The 17,695-nt window shown below is 59.5% G+C and carries 16 protein-coding genes; 8 read left to right on the plus strand and 8 right to left on the minus strand.

The window, feature by feature from the left end; translation table 11 throughout:
* The first annotated feature begins 30 nt into the window (after positions 1-30).
* The gene (locus PGR6_RS27455) at positions 31-1,008 is read left to right on the plus strand and encodes an NADPH:quinone oxidoreductase family protein (protein WP_018927576.1); all 978 of its coding nucleotides are present in this window, start codon (positions 31-33) and stop codon (positions 1,006-1,008) included.
* 203 nt (positions 1,009-1,211) lie between these two features.
* Positions 1,212-2,561 carry a glycerol-3-phosphate transporter gene (gene glpT, locus PGR6_RS27460; protein WP_018927575.1) on the plus strand — a complete coding sequence of 450 codons (1,350 nt, stop codon included), beginning with the start codon at positions 1,212-1,214 and terminating at the stop codon, positions 2,559-2,561.
* Here the strand turns inward: glpT and PGR6_RS27465 are convergent.
* On the minus strand, positions 2,537-3,205 hold the full coding sequence (locus PGR6_RS27465; protein WP_018927574.1) for a gamma-glutamylcyclotransferase: 669 nt from the start codon (positions 3,203-3,205) through the stop codon (positions 2,537-2,539). The two genes, glpT and PGR6_RS27465, sit on opposite strands and share 25 nt — an antisense overlap.
* A 385-nt stretch (positions 3,206-3,590) precedes the next feature.
* On the opposite strand from PGR6_RS27465, the gene PGR6_RS27470 reads away from it, so the two are divergent.
* Complete coding sequence (locus PGR6_RS27470; protein WP_082920906.1) at positions 3,591-4,034, plus strand: sn-glycerol-3-phosphate transporter; 444 nt, start codon at positions 3,591-3,593, stop codon at positions 4,032-4,034.
* A gap of 14 nt (positions 4,035-4,048) precedes the next feature.
* Here PGR6_RS27470 and PGR6_RS27475 read toward each other — a convergent pair whose 3' ends face one another.
* From PGR6_RS27475 to PGR6_RS27495, 5 genes are all read right to left on the minus strand, one after another.
* Positions 4,049-5,017, minus strand: coding sequence for a CDP-6-deoxy-delta-3,4-glucoseen reductase (locus tag PGR6_RS27475; protein WP_019580528.1), 969 nt, complete (start codon positions 5,015-5,017; stop codon positions 4,049-4,051).
* Complete coding sequence (gene ubiD / locus PGR6_RS27480; protein ID WP_019580527.1) at positions 5,017-6,483, minus strand: 4-hydroxy-3-polyprenylbenzoate decarboxylase; 1,467 nt, start codon at positions 6,481-6,483, stop codon at positions 5,017-5,019. The genes PGR6_RS27475 and ubiD overlap by 1 nt, the downstream gene beginning before the upstream one ends.
* A gap of 138 nt (positions 6,484-6,621) precedes the next feature.
* Positions 6,622-7,881: a transcription termination factor Rho gene (gene rho, locus PGR6_RS27485; protein WP_007899384.1), complete on the minus strand. Its 1,260-nt coding sequence runs from the start codon at positions 7,879-7,881 to the stop codon at positions 6,622-6,624.
* 247 nt (positions 7,882-8,128) lie between these two features.
* Positions 8,129-8,458, minus strand: a complete 330-nt coding sequence (gene trxA / locus PGR6_RS27490; RefSeq protein WP_003206727.1) for a thioredoxin TrxA — start codon at positions 8,456-8,458, stop codon at positions 8,129-8,131.
* Between the two features lie 120 nt (positions 8,459-8,578).
* Positions 8,579-9,286, minus strand: coding sequence for a FadR/GntR family transcriptional regulator (locus PGR6_RS27495; RefSeq protein WP_064621043.1), 708 nt, complete (start codon positions 9,284-9,286; stop codon positions 8,579-8,581).
* A 257-nt stretch (positions 9,287-9,543) separates the two neighbouring features.
* Between PGR6_RS27495 and PGR6_RS27500 the strand changes: the two genes are divergently transcribed.
* From PGR6_RS27500 to ppx, 5 genes are all read left to right on the plus strand, one after another.
* The gene (locus PGR6_RS27500) at positions 9,544-10,329 is read left to right on the plus strand and encodes a transporter substrate-binding domain-containing protein (protein WP_028939126.1); all 786 of its coding nucleotides are present in this window, start codon (positions 9,544-9,546) and stop codon (positions 10,327-10,329) included.
* 22 nt (positions 10,330-10,351) lie between these two features.
* Positions 10,352-11,032 (plus strand): amino acid ABC transporter permease, encoded by a 681-nt coding sequence (locus tag PGR6_RS27505; protein ID WP_018927567.1) that lies wholly within the window; start codon positions 10,352-10,354, stop codon positions 11,030-11,032.
* Positions 11,029-11,679, plus strand: coding sequence for an amino acid ABC transporter permease (locus PGR6_RS27510; RefSeq protein WP_007899375.1), 651 nt, complete (start codon positions 11,029-11,031; stop codon positions 11,677-11,679). The genes PGR6_RS27505 and PGR6_RS27510 overlap by 4 nt, the downstream gene beginning before the upstream one ends.
* Positions 11,666-12,403 carry an amino acid ABC transporter ATP-binding protein gene (locus PGR6_RS27515; RefSeq protein ID WP_064621044.1) on the plus strand — a complete coding sequence of 246 codons (738 nt, stop codon included), beginning with the start codon at positions 11,666-11,668 and terminating at the stop codon, positions 12,401-12,403. The genes PGR6_RS27510 and PGR6_RS27515 overlap by 14 nt, the downstream gene beginning before the upstream one ends.
* A gap of 226 nt (positions 12,404-12,629) precedes the next feature.
* A complete protein-coding gene (gene ppx, locus PGR6_RS27520; protein ID WP_018927565.1) occupies positions 12,630-14,132 on the plus strand; it encodes an exopolyphosphatase in 1,503 nt (500 codons plus the stop codon).
* Between the two features lie 181 nt (positions 14,133-14,313).
* On the opposite strand, the gene ppk1 is transcribed toward ppx, so the two are convergent.
* Both ppk1 and hemB read right to left on the minus strand, forming a co-directional pair.
* On the minus strand, positions 14,314-16,536 hold the full coding sequence (gene ppk1 / locus PGR6_RS27525; RefSeq protein ID WP_018927564.1) for a polyphosphate kinase 1: 2,223 nt from the start codon (positions 16,534-16,536) through the stop codon (positions 14,314-14,316).
* A gap of 18 nt (positions 16,537-16,554) precedes the next feature.
* Positions 16,555-17,568, minus strand: a complete 1,014-nt coding sequence (hemB, locus tag PGR6_RS27530) for a porphobilinogen synthase (RefSeq protein WP_064621045.1) — start codon at positions 17,566-17,568, stop codon at positions 16,555-16,557.
* Positions 17,569-17,695: the final 127 nt, after the last annotated feature.

Here is a 17,695-nt window from a genome sequence, read left to right on the forward strand (position 1 = left end):
TCGGCCATCACTCCCAAAGGAATAGCCCTGATGAAAGCCGTGCTGTGCAAAGCCTTCGGCCCTGCCGAATCGCTGGTGCTGGAAGACGTCGCCAGTCCTGTTGCGAAGAAGAACGAAATCCTGCTGGACGTGCACGCGGCCGGGGTGAATTTCCCGGACACGCTGATCATCGAGGGCAAATACCAGTTCAAACCGCCCTTCCCGTTTTCACCGGGTGGCGAAGCGGCTGGCGTGGTCAGCGCGGTGGGGGAAAAGGTCAGCCACCTCAAGGTCGGTGACCGGGTCATGGCCCTGACTGGCTGGGGCAGTTTCGCCGAGCAGGTCGCGGTGCCGGGCTACAACGTGCTGCCGATCCCGCCATCGATGGACTTCAACACTGCCGCCGCTTTCAGCATGACCTACGGCACTTCGATGCACGCCCTCAAGCAACGAGGCAACCTGCAACCCGGCGAAACCTTGCTGGTGCTCGGCGCGTCCGGCGGCGTCGGCCTCGCCGCCGTGGAAATCGGCAAAGCCATGGGCGCCCGGGTGATCGCCGCCGCGAGCAGTGCGGAAAAACTCGCGGTGGCCAAAGCCGCCGGCGCCGATGAGCTGATCAACTACAGCGAAACCAGCCTCAAGGACGAAATCAAACGCCTGACCGACGGCCAGGGCGCCGACGTGATCTACGACCCGGTGGGCGGGGACCTGTTCGACCAGGCCATCCGCGCCATCGCCTGGAACGGTCGTCTTCTGGTGGTCGGTTTCGCCAGTGGACGTATCCCCGAACTGCCAGTGAACCTGGCACTGCTCAAAGGTGCTGCAGTGGTCGGCGTGTTCTGGGGCTCGTTTGCCCAGCGCCAACCACAGGACAACGCTGCGAACTTCCAGCAGTTGTTTCACTGGTTCGCCGAAGGCAAATTGAAGCCGCTGGTGTCGCAGGTGTATCCACTGAGCAATGCGGCGCAGGCGATCAACGATCTTGGCCAGCGCAAGGCGGTCGGAAAGGTGGTCGTGCAGGTTCGTTGATCGTTTTCAAGCCAGGTCGCAGCCTGCGACCTGGCTCCGTCATCCCCGTACCGACTCTCATTTATACCTGAGCGACATGTTCATAAAGGAACATGCAATCTCCAACATTTCCGCTGTTTTGCCGATGCGAACCGGTGCTATTTTCGGTAACGAAACTGTAACATTCGCATCCGCAGTCAAAACAAGAAATCTGGAGCTCTTGAATGTTTGCTTTCTTTCGTCCTGCCGCACATCAGGCTCCATTGCCTGAAGAAAAAATAGACAGCACCTACCGACGCCTTCGCTGGCAGATCTTCGCCGGGATTTTCATTGGCTATGCCGGTTACTACCTGCTGCGCAAGAACTTCACCCTGGCGTTCCCGGACCTGATCGCCCAAGGCTATACAAAAGGCCAGCTGGGTGTGGCGATGTCGGCGATTGCAATCGCCTACGGCCTGTCCAAGTTTCTGATGGGCATCGTGTCCGACCGCTCCAACCCGCGTTACTTCCTGCCCTTTGGCCTGGTGGTGTCCGCCGCGGTGATGTTCGTTTTCGGTTTCGCACCTTGGGCCACCTCCAGCGTGACCATGATGTTCATCCTGCTGTTCATCAACGGCTGGGCGCAAGGCATGGGCTGGCCGCCGAGCGGGCGAACCATGGTGCATTGGTGGTCACAGAAAGAGCGTGGCGGCGTGGTTTCGGTCTGGAACACCGCGCATAACGTTGGCGGTGGCTTGATCGGCCCGCTGGCGATTCTCGGCATGGGCTGGTTCAACGACTGGCACAGCAAGTTCTACGTACCGGCTGCCGTGGCGCTGTTGGTCGCCGTGTTTGCCTTCATCGTGATGCGCGATACTCCGCAGTCGACGGGCCTGCCGCCGATTGAGAAGTACAAAAACGATTACCCGGAAGGCTACGACGCCAGTCACGAAGAGGAATTCAGCGCCAAGGACATCTTCGTCAAATACGTGCTGCGCAACAAAATGCTCTGGTTCATCGCACTGGCTAACGTTTTCGTCTACCTGCTGCGCTACGGCATTCTGGACTGGGCGCCGACCTACCTCAAAGAGGTCAAGCACTTCGACTTCGACAAGACCTCGTGGGCTTACTTCCTGTACGAGTGGGCGGGCATTCCCGGCACGCTGCTGTGCGGCTGGATGTCGGACAAGATCTTCCGTGGCAACCGTGGCCTGACCGGCATGGTGTTCATGGCGTTGGTGACCGTTGCGACAATCGTGTATTGGCTGAATCCACCGGGCAATCCGATGATCGACATGATCTCGCTGTTCGCCATCGGCTTCCTGATCTACGGCCCGGTGATGCTGGTCGGCCTGCAGGCGCTGGAACTGGTGCCGAAGAAGGCCGCGGGTACGGCCGCAGGCTTTACCGGCCTGTTCGGTTACTTGGGTGGTTCCGTCGCGGCCAGTGCCATGATGGGCTACACCGTGGACTATTTCGGCTGGAATGGCGGCTTCATTCTGTTGGTCGTTGCCTGCCTGCTGGCGATGGCGTTCCTGGCACCCACCCTGGGCCACAAAAACGTCGCCAGTCAGGGCCGCGAAGCGCTCGCCTGATCTGCCTTTGATTTACAGCGCTTGAGCCGCGCCTCCAGATTCCGGTCTGGCATGGCGTGGCTACGCAGGGCGTGGGCGGTCTGCTCGACATACTCGCGAGTAGTGCCATAGCGCCCGCAAGCGTTCTCGAATACTTGGCTCAGCACGTGATCCGGCAAGTTGCCGGCATAGCTGGGCAGGTGCCGCTCCAATACAAATCCCAATGCCTGAACCTGGTTTCCGTTTTCAAGACGGCAGTTGAGCCAGTGTGGACGATAGGAAGGGAATGGCATCTCGCGCTGCCAGAGTGCATAAAGTGAAGCCTCGAGTTGTTCTTCGGGCAAACGATAGGCGAACCCGCTGCACGAACCACCGCGATCCAGGCCAAATACCAGCCCCGGCACTTCCGGCGTGCCGCGATGCTCGTGGGACCACAGGTACAAACCGCGATGGTAGCCATGCACCCGGCCGCGCACCCGCTCAACCGCCGCACATTCAGGCCGCCAGATCAGCGAACCATACGCGAATAACCAGACCGGCCCACCCTTGTGGCGCGCCATGGTCGACTGCATCGAACTGAGCAATTGTTCGTGTGTAAGCTGCGGCCCCAGATCGAGCCGCGGAGGGTAAGCCAGATTCAAAAAAGCAGATTCAATGGCGCTCATGGCAATAAAATTTTGGCCCAGCAATTATTACAAAATATAAACAACTTTCACTTCATAGAACATATAGCAGTAATACTAAAACGAAAAGTACTAAGCGCCCTATGACCTTGCGCCCCCTATAAAAAATCCAATACTGAAGCTGGAGGGCTTGGCGATATACCCTAATATCATTTAAGAGAATTCTTAAATACCAGAACGAAATATACATAAGCATTCGGCGCGTCTAGGATAAAGCTCACCTAGGAGAAAATGCCTACAAACCCTTCGGATTTACCGCCTACCCATTGCAGCTTTACGTCGCGTATAACGGCCACCCAAAGACGCAAACCAAACTGCCTCAAAGGCCTGAACAATGAAAACACCATGGATTTACGGGTTACTTCTAATGCTCACGGCGCAGCACTCGCTGGCCGAGGACACCTCTGCGAAAGACACCGGCTCCTGGTATTTGCAGGCCAGCGTCTATACCAGACACTTCTCCCCCGACTCCGACCACAATAACAATCAGGACCTTATCGGTCTTGAGCGCGAGCAAACGTCCGGTTGGTTGTTTGGTGGCGCAACTTTTCGCAACTCGTTCAGCCAGCGTTCATATTATGCGTATGCGGGCAAACGCTACGAGAGCGCTGACTATCCCGTGTACATAAAACTTACCGGTGGTCTGTTGCAAGGTTACAGCGGCAAGTCTCAGGACAAGATCCCTCTGAATCACTTCGGGGTCGCGCCGGTGATCATTCCTTCAGTCGGGGCACACTACGGACCATTGGCAGCCGAGCTGGTGTTGCTCGGCTTCAATGCCGCCATGGTGACAACCGGGGTGCGCTTCTAGAACGGTTCACGCACCTACGATCGCGGCGCGTAAGCAAATACATCGGCACGCATTTGATGGGCATCCATCCCCGCTTCGACCAAAGCATCGAGCGTGCCATAGACCATGGCTGGAGAGCCGCTGGCATAGACGTGCAGTGCTTTCAGATCAGGGAAATCTTCACACACCGCCTCATGCAACATGCCGCAACGCCCCTGCCAGCCGCATTGATCGCTGACGACTTTATGCAGGAACAGATTGGGCAGCTTCAGCCATTCATCCCAATGTTCGATCTCATAAAAGTCTTCGGGACGACGTACGCCCCAATACAGGTGCACCGGATGCTTGAAGCCCGTGGCGCGGCAATGTTCGATGAGGCTGTGGATCTGGCCCATGCCGGTACCGGCAGCAATCAGTACGAGAGGACCGTTCGGCAGTTCCGCCAGATGGGTGTCGCCGAACGGCATCTCGATCCGCACCATCGGGTTGCGCTGGAGCTGTTCGATCAGGCTCAGCGCGCTGCTTTCGCGCGCCAGCACATGAATTTCCAGGTCGCGGCCGGAATGCGGTGCAGAGGCCAGGGAAAAAGCGGATTTCTCGCCATTCTCACGCTCGATCATCAGATACTGGCCGGCGTGATAGCGCGGTGGCTTGCCCGCTGGCGCACGCAGACGCACGCGCCAGGTATCGCCACCGACGTCCCTGCATTCAATGACCTGACACGACACGCTGCGCACCGGCAGCTCTCCCAGCGCGAGCACGCCATCCCACAACACGATGCAGTCTTCCAGCGGCTCTGCAATGCAAGTGTAGAACTCGCCATGGTCGCGCACATCGCCAGCCTGTTCGACCCGCCCTTCCACCAGCAACGCACCGCACACATGGCAATTGCCGTTACGACAGCTTTGCGGGCATTCATAGCCCAGGCGCCGCGCGCCATCGAGAATCCGCTCGCCGGGCAGAATCTCAAGCACTGCTCCGGAGGGCTGCAAGGTTACACGCATCAATCTATTCCTAACTGATTCCAGATGGCATCGATCCGTTGGGTAACGGCTTCATCCTTGACGATGACCCGGCCCCACTCACGGGTGGTTTCGCCTGGCCATTTATGCGTGGCATCGAGCCCCATCTTCGAACCCAGGCCGGAGACCGGCGAGGCGAAGTCCAGGTAGTCGATCGGCGTGTTATCGATCATCACCGTGTCGCGCTTGGGGTCCATGCGCGTGGTAATGGCCCAGATCACGTCGTTCCAGTCCCGTGCGTTGATATCGTCGTCGGTGACGATAACGAACTTGGTGTACATGAACTGTCGCAAAAACGACCAGACACCGAGCATTACCCGCTTGGCGTGGCCGGGATACGACTTTTTCATGGTCACGATGGCCATGCGGTACGAGCAGCCTTCGGGAGGCAGGTAGAAGTCAGTGATCTCCGGGAATTGCTTCTGCAGGATCGGCACGAACACTTCGTTCAGCGCCACACCGAGAATCGCCGGCTCATCCGGCGGACGGCCGGTGTAGGTGCTGTGGTAGATCGGCTTGATCCGATGGGTGATGCGCTCGACGGTGAACACCGGGAAGCTGTCGACTTCGTTGTAGTAGCCGGTGTGGTCGCCGTACGGACCTTCATCGGCCATTTCGCCCGGATGAATCACGCCTTCGAGGATGATTTCGGCCGTGGCCGGTACTTGCAGGTCGTTGCCGCGGCATTTCACCAGTTCGGTGCGATTGCCCCGCAGCAGACCGGCGAAAGCGTATTCGGAGAGGCTGTCCGGCACCGGCGTCACGGCGCCAAGAATGGTGGCCGGGTCAGCGCCCAGCGCCACGGACACCGGGAACGGCTGGCCGGGGTGTTTTTCGCACCATTCGCGGTAATCCAGCGCGCCGCCACGGTGGCTTAACCAGCGCATGATCACCTTGTTGCGACCGATCACCTGTTGACGGTAAATGCCGAGGTTCTGGCGATCCTTGTTCGGACCTTTGGTGACAGTCAGGCCCCAGGTGATCAGCGGGCCGACATCGCCTGGCCAGCAGGTCTGCACCGGCAACATCGCGAGGTCGACATCGTCGCCTTCGATGACCACTTCCTGGCACACCGCGTCCTTGACGACTTTCGGCGCCATCGAGATGATCTTGCGAAAGATCGGCAGCTTGGACCAGGCGTCCTTCAAACCTTTCGGCGGCTCGGGCTCCTTGAGGAACGCCAGCAACTTGCCGATTTCGCGCAACTCGCTCACCGCCTCTGCGCCCATGCCCAGCGCCACGCGCTCAGGCGTACCGAACAGATTGCCGAGCACAGGGATGTCATAACCCGTGGGCTTTTCGAAAAGCAGGGCCGGGCCTTTGGCGCGCAATGTGCGGTCGCAGACCTCGGTCATTTCGAGCACTGGGGACACCGGAACCTGGATGCGCTTGAGTTCGCCGCGCTGTTCCAGACCGCTGATAAAGTCGCGCAAGTCGCGATACTGCATGCGTGAGCCTCGTTTTGGCCGTGGCGTTCGGGGGTGGCAGTTTAGCGCCGAACCCCTCAGTTCAGAACCACGAACTGCCGTTGATCAAAAATCAGATAGCAAAAAGCCGGGTTTCCCCGGCTTTTTGGCCTGTTCGATTTACTTGCGTTTCATCGACAGGAAGAACTCGTCGTTGGTCTTGGTCTGTTTCAGCTTGTCGACCAGGAACTCGATGGCAGAGACTTCATCCATCGGGTGCAGCAGTTTGCGCAGGATCCACATACGCTGCAGTTCGTCGTCGGCTGTCAGCAACTCTTCGCGGCGAGTACCGGAGCGGTTGATGTTGATGGCCGGGAACACACGTTTTTCGGCGATCTTGCGATCCAGAGGCAATTCCATGTTGCCGGTGCCTTTGAATTCTTCGTAGATCACTTCGTCCATCTTCGAACCGGTTTCAACCAGCGCGGTAGCGATGATGGTCAACGAGCCGCCTTCTTCGATGTTCCGTGCAGCACCGAAGAAACGTTTCGGTTTCTCCAGGGCGTGGGCATCGACACCACCGGTCAGCACCTTGCCGGAGCTCGGGATCACGGTGTTGTAGGCACGCGCCAGACGGGTGATGGAGTCGAGCAGAATCACCACGTCCTTCTTGTGCTCGACCAGACGCTTGGCCTTCTCGATCACCATTTCAGCAACCTGCACGTGGCGGGTTGGCGGCTCGTCGAACGTCGAGGCAACTACTTCGCCGCGCACGGTGCGCTGCATTTCGGTCACTTCTTCCGGACGCTCGTCGATCAACAGCACGATCAGGTGAACTTCAGGATTGTTACGCGCGATGTTTGCCGCGATGTTCTGCAGCATGATCGTTTTACCGGCTTTCGGCGGAGCAACGATCAGGCCGCGCTGGCCTTTGCCGATCGGGGCGCACAGGTCGATGACACGACCGGTCAAGTCTTCGGTGGAACCGTTACCGGCTTCCATCTTCATGCGCACGGTCGGGAACAGCGGGGTCAGGTTCTCGAAGAGAATCTTGTTTTTCGCGTTCTCGGGACGATCGTAGTTGATCGTGTCGACCTTGAGCAGCGCGAAATACCGCTCGCCTTCCTTCGGAGGACGGATCTTGCCAACGATGGTGTCACCGGTGCGCAAGTTGAAGCGACGGATCTGGCTCGGCGAGACGTAGATATCGTCCGGGCCGGCGAGATAGGAAGCGTCAGCGGAGCGCAGGAAGCCGAAGCCGTCCTGGAGAATCTCCAGCACGCCATCACCGGAGATTTCCTCGCCGCTTTTAGCGTGCTTTTTGAGCAGGGAGAAAATCACGTCCTGCTTGCGCGAACGGGCCATATTTTCTATGCCCATCTGTTCGGCCAATTCGAGCAGTTCGGTAATCGGCTTTTGCTTGAGTTCAGTCAGATTCATATAGGAATGACGTAATCATTTATGGAGGGGGGAAATTAAGCTTTTGGCTTAATGAGGCCGCGCCGCAGAGAAGGCGACAGGATCGCGTACTTATTCGAAAAGGAGTGCGTCGGCGACGGCTAGCAGGGGGCAGTGGAGAAACCAGTGCGGGGCCGAATGTACCACCTGAGTTTCGGAGCGTCTAGCCCTCAATAACGAAAAGGCCCCGCATAATGCGGGGCCTTTTCATGACGCTTTATAACAACGCTTAGATGTTGGCGTCGAGGAAAGCGGCCAATTGCGACTTCGACAGCGCACCGACCTTGGTGGCTTCGACGTTGCCGTTCTTGAACAGCATCAGCGTCGGGATACCACGCACGCCATGCTTGGCCGGGGTTTCCTGGTTCTCGTCGATGTTCAGTTTGGCAACGGTCAGCTTGCCTTTGTAGGTCTCGGCAATTTCGTCCAGGACAGGAGCGATCATTTTGCAAGGGCCGCACCACTCAGCCCAGTAGTCGACCAGTACAGCGCCTTCGGCCTTGAGTACGTCGGCCTCGAAGCTAGCGTCGCTAACGTGTTTGATAAGATCGCTGCTCATGGAAGTCTCCAGGTTGTAAGCAAAAAAACGTGGCCCATCATAGCTGCCCTTCCCCCGTTCAGGAAGCCGCAGATGATTGAGTCTCGCTATGGTGGCCCATGAATTTGGGTATAGCTCAAGTCACGAGGTGGCGGGAGCGACGAAGGCAATCCCGGTGCGCAGGGCGGCGTTGCGCACATGCTCCTGCATGGCCTTCTGTGCGGCGCCAGAGGCTCGACGGGCCAGTGCACGGAGGATTTTACGGTGTTCCTGCCAGGTTTCCATGGCCCGTTCGGCCCGGATGAACGGTAGCTTCTGGCTCTCCAGAAAGATGTCGGCGCTGGCTGTCAGGATGCTCAGCATCGCCTGATTGCCGCTGGCCAGGAGGATGCGCCGGTGAAACTCGAAGTCCAGTCGCGCCGCTGCATCGAAGTTGGCGGCACGCAGTTCGTTGCGCATGGCGGCGACGTTGTCTTCCAGGGCATCGAGATCCTCGGTGCTCAGGGTCACGGCCGCCAAACCCGAGGCAAAACCCTCCAGCGCATAGCGCAACTGGAAGATGTCCAGCGGCGATGCCTGGGCCGCGAATGGCCAGCCCGGCACCGCCTCGCCCCGGGGCAGATCGACCGGTGACTGCACGAACACGCCCTTGCCCGGCTGGATGCTGATCACGCCCAGCGCACTCAGGGACGACAACGCCTCGCGCAACGACGCCCGGCTGACCCCCAATTGCACCGCCAGGTCCCGTTGCGAGGGCAAGGCATCACCCGGCCCGAAACCTTGCTCGGTGATCAGTTTGCGGATGGCTTGCAGCGCCACTTCAGGTACTGCACGGGAGATCGAATTCATGGTTTCTTCAGACGAACCAGGCCAATGAGCGGCTAGTTGTAAAGCTATTCGCGACGTCCGGCAAGTCGTGCCCCATGGGGGTTCGGGAGTTTTCACGATTGCGCCATCAAGGTGCGAAATGCCACCTAACTGTTCAGACCAGTAAGACCGAGAAACACCAGCAAAACCGTGGCCTGCAACCCCTGAAACCGAATCTTGGCATGGCCCGTGCTCTGTCGATCCGCAGAAATCACTTCCCGCCGATCCGGAGATTTGCCATGACCCAGCGTTACAGCGCCCTCCTCGCCGCCCTGTTTGCCAGCCTGATGCTGAGCCAGGCACCTGCCCACGCCGACGGTCTGGAGGATGTGGTCAAACGCGGCACCCTCAAAGTCGCCGTGCCCCAGGACTTCCCGCCGTTCGGCTCGGTCGGCCCGGACATGAAACCGCGCGGCCTCGACATCGACACCGCCAAACTGCTGGCCGACCAACTCAAGGTCAAACTCGAACTGACCCCGGTCAACAGCACCAACCGCATCCCGTTCCTGACCACCGGCAAGGTCGACCTGGTGATTTCCAGCCTCGGCAAGAACCCTGAACGAGAGAAAGTCATCGATTTCTCCCGTGCCTACGCGCCGTTCTACCTCGCCGTGTTCGGTCCGCCAGACGCCGCCATCAAGGGTTTGGACGATCTCAAGGGCAAAACCATCAGCGTCACCCGTGGCGCCATCGAAGACATTGAGCTGACCAAAGTCGCCCCCGAAGGCGTGACCATCAAACGCTTCGAAGACAACAACTCGACCATCGCCGCCTACCTTGCCGGGCAAGTCGACCTGATCGCCAGCGGCAACGTGGTGATGGTGGCCATCAGCGAGAAAAGCCCGAAACGCGTACCGGCCCTGAAAGTGAAGCTCAAGGACTCGCCGGTGTACGTCGGCGTGAACAAGAACGAGCCGGCGTTGCTGGACAAGGTCAATCAGATCCTCACCACCGCCAAGGCTGACGGTGCGCTGGAAAAGAACTCGCAAACCTGGTTGAAAGAACCGCTGCCGGCCGATCTCTGATCGTTCGCTCGGGAGACGACTTATGGCTTATCAGTTCGATTTCTTGCCGGTGGTGGAAAACACCGACCTGCTGCTGCGCGGTGCGTTGTTCACCCTTGAGCTGACGGCCGTTGGCGCAGTGTTCGGGGTCGCTCTGGGCATCATCGGCGCACTGGTGCGGGCGTGGAACATCCGCCCGTTCGCCGGCATTTTCGGGGTCTACGTCGAGTTGATCCGCAACACACCCTTTCTGGTGCAGTTGTTTTTCATCTTCTTCGGTTTGCCGTCGCTGGGCCTGCAGATTTCCGAATGGCAGGCGGCGGTGCTGGCGATGGTGATCAACCTGGGCGCCTATTCGACCGAGATCATCCGCGCCGGCATTCAAGCGATCCCTCGCGGGCAACTGGAAGCCGCAGCCGCCCTGGCAATGTCGCGTTTCGAAGCCTTCCGCCACGTGGTTCTGCTGCCGGCACTGGGCAAGGTCTGGCCGGCCCTGAGCAGCCAGATCATCATCGTCATGCTCGGCTCGGCGGTCTGTTCGCAGATCGCCACCGAAGAGCTGAGTTTCGCCGCCAACTTCATTCAGTCGCGCAACTTTCGCGCCTTTGAAACCTATGCGCTGACCACGCTGCTCTACCTGTGCATGGCGCTGCTGATCCGCCAGCTGCTGAACTGGATCGGTCGCCGCTACATATCCAAGAGCAGCGCAAGGAGCAGCCAATGAGCGATTTCACCTTCTGGGACATCCTGCGCAACCTGCTCACGGGCCTGCAATGGACGCTGGCATTGTCGCTGGTGGCGTTTATCGGTGGCGGGCTGATCGGTTTGCTGATCATGGTGATGCGGATTTCTAAGAAATCCCTGCCCAGCCACTTCGCCCGCACCTACATCGAATTGTTCCAGGGCACGCCGCTGTTGATGCAGCTGTTTCTGGTGTTCTTCGGTGTGGCCTTGGCCGGTGTGGAAATTTCACCGTGGATGGCGGCGGCGATTGCCTTGACACTGTTCACCAGCGCCTACCTGGCGGAGATCTGGCGCGGTTGCGTCGACTCGATCCCCAACGGCCAGTGGGAAGCCTCGTCGAGCCTGGCGCTCAACCCGCTGGAGCAATTGCGTTACGTGATCCTGCCACAAGCGCTGCGCATCGCCGTGGCGCCGACCGTGGGCTTCTCGGTGCAAGTGGTCAAGGGCACCGCCGTCACCTCGATCATCGGCTTCACCGAACTGACCAAGACCGGCGGCATGCTCGCCAACGCGACCTTCGAACCCTTCATGGTCTACGGCCTCGTCGCCCTCGGTTACTTCCTGCTCTGCTACCCCTTGTCCCTCAGTGCGCGCTACCTGGAAAGGAGACTGCATGCCTCTGCTTAGAATTTCCGCCCTGCATAAATATTACGGCGACCATCATGTGCTCAAAGGCATTGACCTGAGTGTCGAGGAAGGCCAGGTGGTGGCGATCATCGGTCGCAGCGGCTCGGGCAAATCCACCTTGCTGCGCACCCTCAATGGCCTGGAATCGATCAACGACGGCGTGATCGAAGTCGACGGCGAATACCTCGACGCCGCCCGCGCCGACCTGCGCAGCCTGCGACAGAAAGTCGGGATGGTGTTCCAGCAGTTCAACCTGTTCCCGCACCTGACCGTCGGCGAAAACGTCATGCTTGCGCCACAAGTGGTGCAGAAAGTGCCGAAAGCCAAAGCCACCGAGCTGGCGCGACAGATGCTGGAACGGGTCGGGCTGGGCGAGAAATTCGACGCCTTCCCGGATCGACTCTCTGGCGGCCAGCAACAGCGGGTGGCGATCGCCCGGGCGCTGGCCATGTCGCCGAAAGTCTTGCTGTGCGACGAAATCACCTCGGCCTTGGACCCGGAACTGGTCAATGAAGTGTTGAGCGTGGTCCGGCAACTGGCCAGGGAAGGTATGACATTGATCATGGTCACCCATGAGATGCGTTTTGCCCGGGAGGTGGGCGACAAATTGGTGTTCATGCACCAGGGCAAGGTGCATGAGGTGGGAGATCCGAAGGTGTTGTTTGCCAATCCGCAGACGGCGGAGCTGGCGAACTTCATTGGGACCGTGGAGGCGGCGGGCTGACACCCCTGTGGCGAGGGGGCTTGCCCCCGTTCGGCTGCGCAGCAGTCGTAAAACCTGCATGCGCGGTCTATTCGGAGTTGATGTGAATGGTTTTGGGGCTACTTCGTAGCCCAACGGGGGCAAGCCCCCTCGCCACAGGGTTGGATCAAGGCTTTCAACTCTGCGCGTTGGCGCGAGCGTTTGATCGTGGCAGGATGTCGAGGTTATCGACCGAGACCCCCTGACCATGCCGCTATCCCAAGTCAAGAATCTGTCCCTGATCGCCGCAATCGACCTGGGCTCCAACAGCTTTCACATGGTCGTGGCCAAGGCCCAGAACGGCGAAATCCGGATTCTCGAGCGTCTCGGGGAGAAGGTTCAGCTGGCCGCCGGCATCGACGAAGAGCGTCAACTCAGCGAAGAATCCATGCAACGCGGGCTCGATTGCCTGAAGCGCTTCGCCCAACTGATCAGCGGTATGCCGCCCGGCACCGTGCGGATCGTCGGCACCAACGCCCTGCGCGAAGCCCGTAACCGCGGTGAATTCATCCATCGGGCCGAAGAAATCCTCGGCCATCCGGTAGAAGTCATCTCCGGCCGTGAAGAAGCGCGCCTGATTTACCTCGGCGTCTCCCACACCCTCGCCGACACCCCGGGCAAACGCCTGGTGGCCGACATCGGCGGCGGCAGTACCGAATTCATCATTGGCCAGCGCTTCGAACCGCTGCTGCGCGAAAGCCTGCAAATGGGTTGCGTCAGCTATACCCAACGCTATTTCAAGGACGGCAAGATCACCCCGGCCCGCTACGCCCAGGCGTACACCGCGGCGCGGCTGGAGATCATGAGCATCGAACACGCCCTGCACCGCCTGACCTGGGATGAAGCCATCGGCTCCTCGGGCACCATTCGCGCCATTGGCCTGGCACTGAAGGCCGGCGGACATGGCACTGGCGAGGTGAACGCCGAAGGCTTGGCCTGGCTCAAGCGCAAGCTGATCAAGCTCGGTGATGTCGAGAAAATCGACTTCGAAGGCATCAAGCCCGACCGCCGGGCGATCTTTCCCGCCGGGCTGGCGATTCTCGAAGCGATCTTCGATGCCCTCGAACTGCAACGCATGGACCACTGTGAAGGCGCCCTGCGCGAAGGCGTGCTCTATGACCTGCTGGGCCGTCATCATCACGAAGATGTCCGTGAGCGCACGCTCAGCTCGCTGATGGAGCGCTACCACGTCGACCTGGAGCAAGCCGCGCGGGTCGAACGCAAGGCGCTGCATGCCTTCGATCAAGTGGCCGAGGATTGGGACCTGGACGACGGTGTCTGGCGCGAACTGCTGAGCTGGGCGGCCAAGGTCCACGAAGTGGGCCTGGACATCGCGCACTATCAGTACCACAAACACGGCGCCTACCTGATCGAGCACTCGGACCTGGCCGGGTTCTCCCGCGAAGACCAACTGATGCTCGCGCTACTGGTGCGTGGCCACCGTCGCAATATTCCCAAGGACAGGTTTGCCGATTTTGGCGACGACGGCATCAAGCTGATTCGCCTGTGCGTGCTGCTGCGCTTCGCGATTCTGTTCCACCACATCCGTGGCACCCAGGAAATGCCACAGGTCGTGCTGCACGCCAACGGCGACAGCCTGGATGTGTTATTCCCGGAACATTGGCTGGATGACAACCAGTTGACCCAGGCCGACTTCGCCCTGGAAGCCGAATGGCTGACCCGCGTCAGCTTCGTGCTGAACGTTCGCTAAAAAACCGAAAATGGTCGCCGAACACGGTCCTGTAGGAGCCGGCTTGCTGGCGAAGGCGTCCTTGAAATGGATGCATGACTTGAAAGCCATTCGCTGGCAAGCCAGCTCCTACAAGGGACGGTGGTGGAAATGAAAATGGCGATCCACATGGATCGCCATTTCTTATCGCTCAAGGTTTGCGTTAACGCACCGCCAGAATCGGGCTGCCCAACCGCTCCAGCAAGGTGGCCTGGGCGCTGCGCGGGTTCTGGTTGCCAGTCGGTGTATTACGGACGTAGCGACCGTCCGACTGCAGGCTCCAGCTGTGGGTGTTGTCGGTAAGATAAAGCTCCAGCTCTTTCTTGACCCGCAAAATCAGCTTCTTGCCCTCGACCGGGAAGCAAGTCTCGACGCGCTTGTCGAGGTTGCGTTCCATCCAGTCGGCACTGGACAGGAACATCTGCTCTTCACCGCCATTGAGGAAGTAGAAGACCCGGGTGTGTTCCAGGAAACGACCGATGATCGAACGTACGTGGATGTTGTGCGATACCCCGGCGATGCCCGGTCGCAGGCAGCACATGCCGCGCACCACCAGATCGATGCGTACCCCGGACTGGCTGGCCTTGTACAACGCGCGGATGACCTTTGGATCGGTCAGCGAGTTGAACTTGGCGATGATGTGCGCCGGTTTGCCGTCGAGGGCGAATTGCGTCTCCCGGGCAATCATGTCGAGCATGCCCTTCTTCAACGTGAACGGCGCGTGCAGCAGTTTTTTCATGCGCAGGGTTTTACCCATGCCGATCAACTGGCTGAACAGTTTGCCGACGTCTTCGCACAAGGCATCGTCGGAGGTCAGCAGGCTGTAGTCGGTGTACAGACGAGCGTTGGCCGCGTGGTAGTTGCCGGTACCCAAGTGAGCGTAGCGAACAATCTCGCCGGCTTCGCGACGCAGAATCAGCATCATCTTGGCGTGGGTCTTGAAGCCGACCACGCCGTAAATCACCACGGCGCCGGCAGCCTGCAGACGGCTGGCCAGCTGCAGGTTGGATTCTTCATCGAACCGCGCGCGCAATTCGATCACCGCCGTCACTTCCTTGCCGTTACGCGCCGCATCCACCAGCGCATCGACGATCTCCGAGTTGGCGCCGCTGCGATACAACGTCTGGCGAACCGCCAACACGTGTGGATCCTTGGCCGCCTGACGCAGCAAGTCGACCACCGGGGTGAAGGACTCGAACGGGTGCAGAAGCAAGATGTCCTGCTTGCTGATCACGCTGAAAATGTTCTCGCTGTTCTGCAGCAGTTTCGGGATCTGCGGGGTGAACGGCGTGTATTGCAACTCCGGATGACTGTCCAGGCCGGTGATGCTGAACAGCCGGGTCAGGTTGACCGGACCATTGACCTGATACAGCTCGGTCTCCTGCAGGTTGAACTGCTTGAGCAGGTAATCGGACAGGTGTTTCGGGCAGGTGTCGGCCACTTCCAGCCGCACCGCATCACCATAGCGACGGGAGAACAACTCGCCGCGCAGGGCGCGGGCCAGGTCTTCCACGTCTTCGGTATCGACCGCGAGGTCGGCGTTCCGGGTCAGGCGGAACTGGTAGCAGCCCTTGACCTTCATGCCCTGGAACAGGTCGTCGGCGTGCGCGTGGATCATCGACGACAGGAATACATAGTTGTCACCCGGGCCGCCGACTTCTTCCGGCACCTTGATGATCCGCGGCAGCAGACGCGGCGCCGGGATGATCGCCAGGCCGGAATCGCGACCGAAGGCGTCGATGCCTTCGAGCTCGACGATGAAGTTCAGGCTCTTGTTCACCAGCAACGGGAACGGGTGCGTCGGGTCGAGACCGATCGGGGTGATGATCGGCGCGATCTCGTCGCGGAAATAACGGCGGACCCAAGTCTTGAGCTTGGTAGTCCAGTAACGACGACGGATGAAGCGGACCTGATGTTTTTCCAGTTCCGGCAACAGAATGTCGTTGAGAATCGCGTATTGGCGGTCGACGTGACCGTGCACCAATTCGCTGATGCGAGCCAGGGCCTGATGCGGTTGCAGGCCATCGGCGCCAGCCTGTTCACGGGCGAAGGTGATCTGCTTCTTCAGGCCGGCCACACGAATCTCGAAGAACTCGTCCAGGTTGCTGGAGAAGATCAGCAGAAACTTCAGCCGCTCCAGCAATGGGTAGGACTCATCCAGCGCCTGTTCCAGCACGCGGATGTTGAACTGCAGTTGCGAGAGCTCGCGATGGATGTACAGGCTGCTGTCATCCAGACCGGGAATGGCAATCGCTGGCGCCGCCACAACGGGCTCGGCCACCACCGCAGGTGGAGCGGGCTCCAGCTCCGGCGGAGTTTCAGCGATTTGCTCCACCACAGGTTGAGCGTCTTTTACGGCAACTTCAGTGAGTCCTTCGGTATTCATCGAATGTTCCTGGGAGGGCTATTTTTGCTCTCGTAACAATTGAGCAGCACGGACGGCAAAGTAAGTCAGGATGCCATCAGCGCCTGCACGTTTAAAAGCGGTCAGGGATTCGAGGATAACCCCTTCGCTCAACCAGCCATTCTGGATCGCCGCCATGTGCATGGCGTATTCGCCGCTGACCTGATACACAAAGGTCGGCACTTTGAACGCTTCCTTGACCCGATAAAGAATATCCAGATACGGCATGCCTGGCTTGACCATGACCATGTCTGCGCCTTCTGACAAGTCGGCCGCCACTTCGTGCAGGGCTTCGTCGCTGTTGGCCGGGTCCATCTGATAGGAGGCCTTGTTGGCCTTGCCCAGGTTCAACGCCGAACCCACCGCATCGCGGAACGGGCCGTAGTAGGCACTGGCGTACTTGGCCGAGTAGGCCATGATCCGCACATTGACGTGACCCGCCAGCTCCAGCGCCTCGCGGATCGCCTGTATGCGCCCGTCCATCATGTCTGACGGAGCCACCACTTGAGCGCCGGCTTCGGCGTGGGACAAAGCCTGTTTAACCAGTGCGTCGACGGTGATGTCGTTCTGCACGTAGCCTTCTTCGTCGAGGATGCCGTCTTGCCCATGAGTGGTGAACGGGTCCAGGGCGACGTCGGTGATCACACCCAGCTCCGGGAACTGCGCACGCAGAGCGCGGGTAGCGCGCTGGGCGATGCCGTTGGGGTTCCAGGCTTCGGCGGCATCCAGTGACTTGAGTTCCGGTGGTGTCACCGGGAACAGTGCCAGCGCCGGAATCCCCAGCTCGACCCATTTGGCAGCCTCTTCCAGCAACAGATCGATGGTCAGGCGTTCGACGCCCGGCATCGACGCCACTGCTTCGCGACGGTTTTCACCGTCCAGCACGAATACCGGCAGGATCAGGTCATCGACGGTCAGTACGTTTTCACGGACCAGACGACGCGAAAAATCATCACGACGGTTGCGACGCAGGCGGGTTGCAGGAAACAAACGGTTGGCGGGGGTAAAGCTCACGGCAGACTCCTGAGCCCGCGCTGGCGGGCGAGCGTGACAGTTATAAGCGGCCATTATGACCAACGTATGACAGTTGTGTGCACCCCTGTGACAGGTAGCCGCATTCCATTGTCCTTGTAGGAAATGT

The organism is Pseudomonas sp. GR 6-02 (assembly GCF_001655615.1).
Taxonomy (GTDB): Bacteria; Pseudomonadota; Gammaproteobacteria; order Pseudomonadales; family Pseudomonadaceae; genus Aquipseudomonas.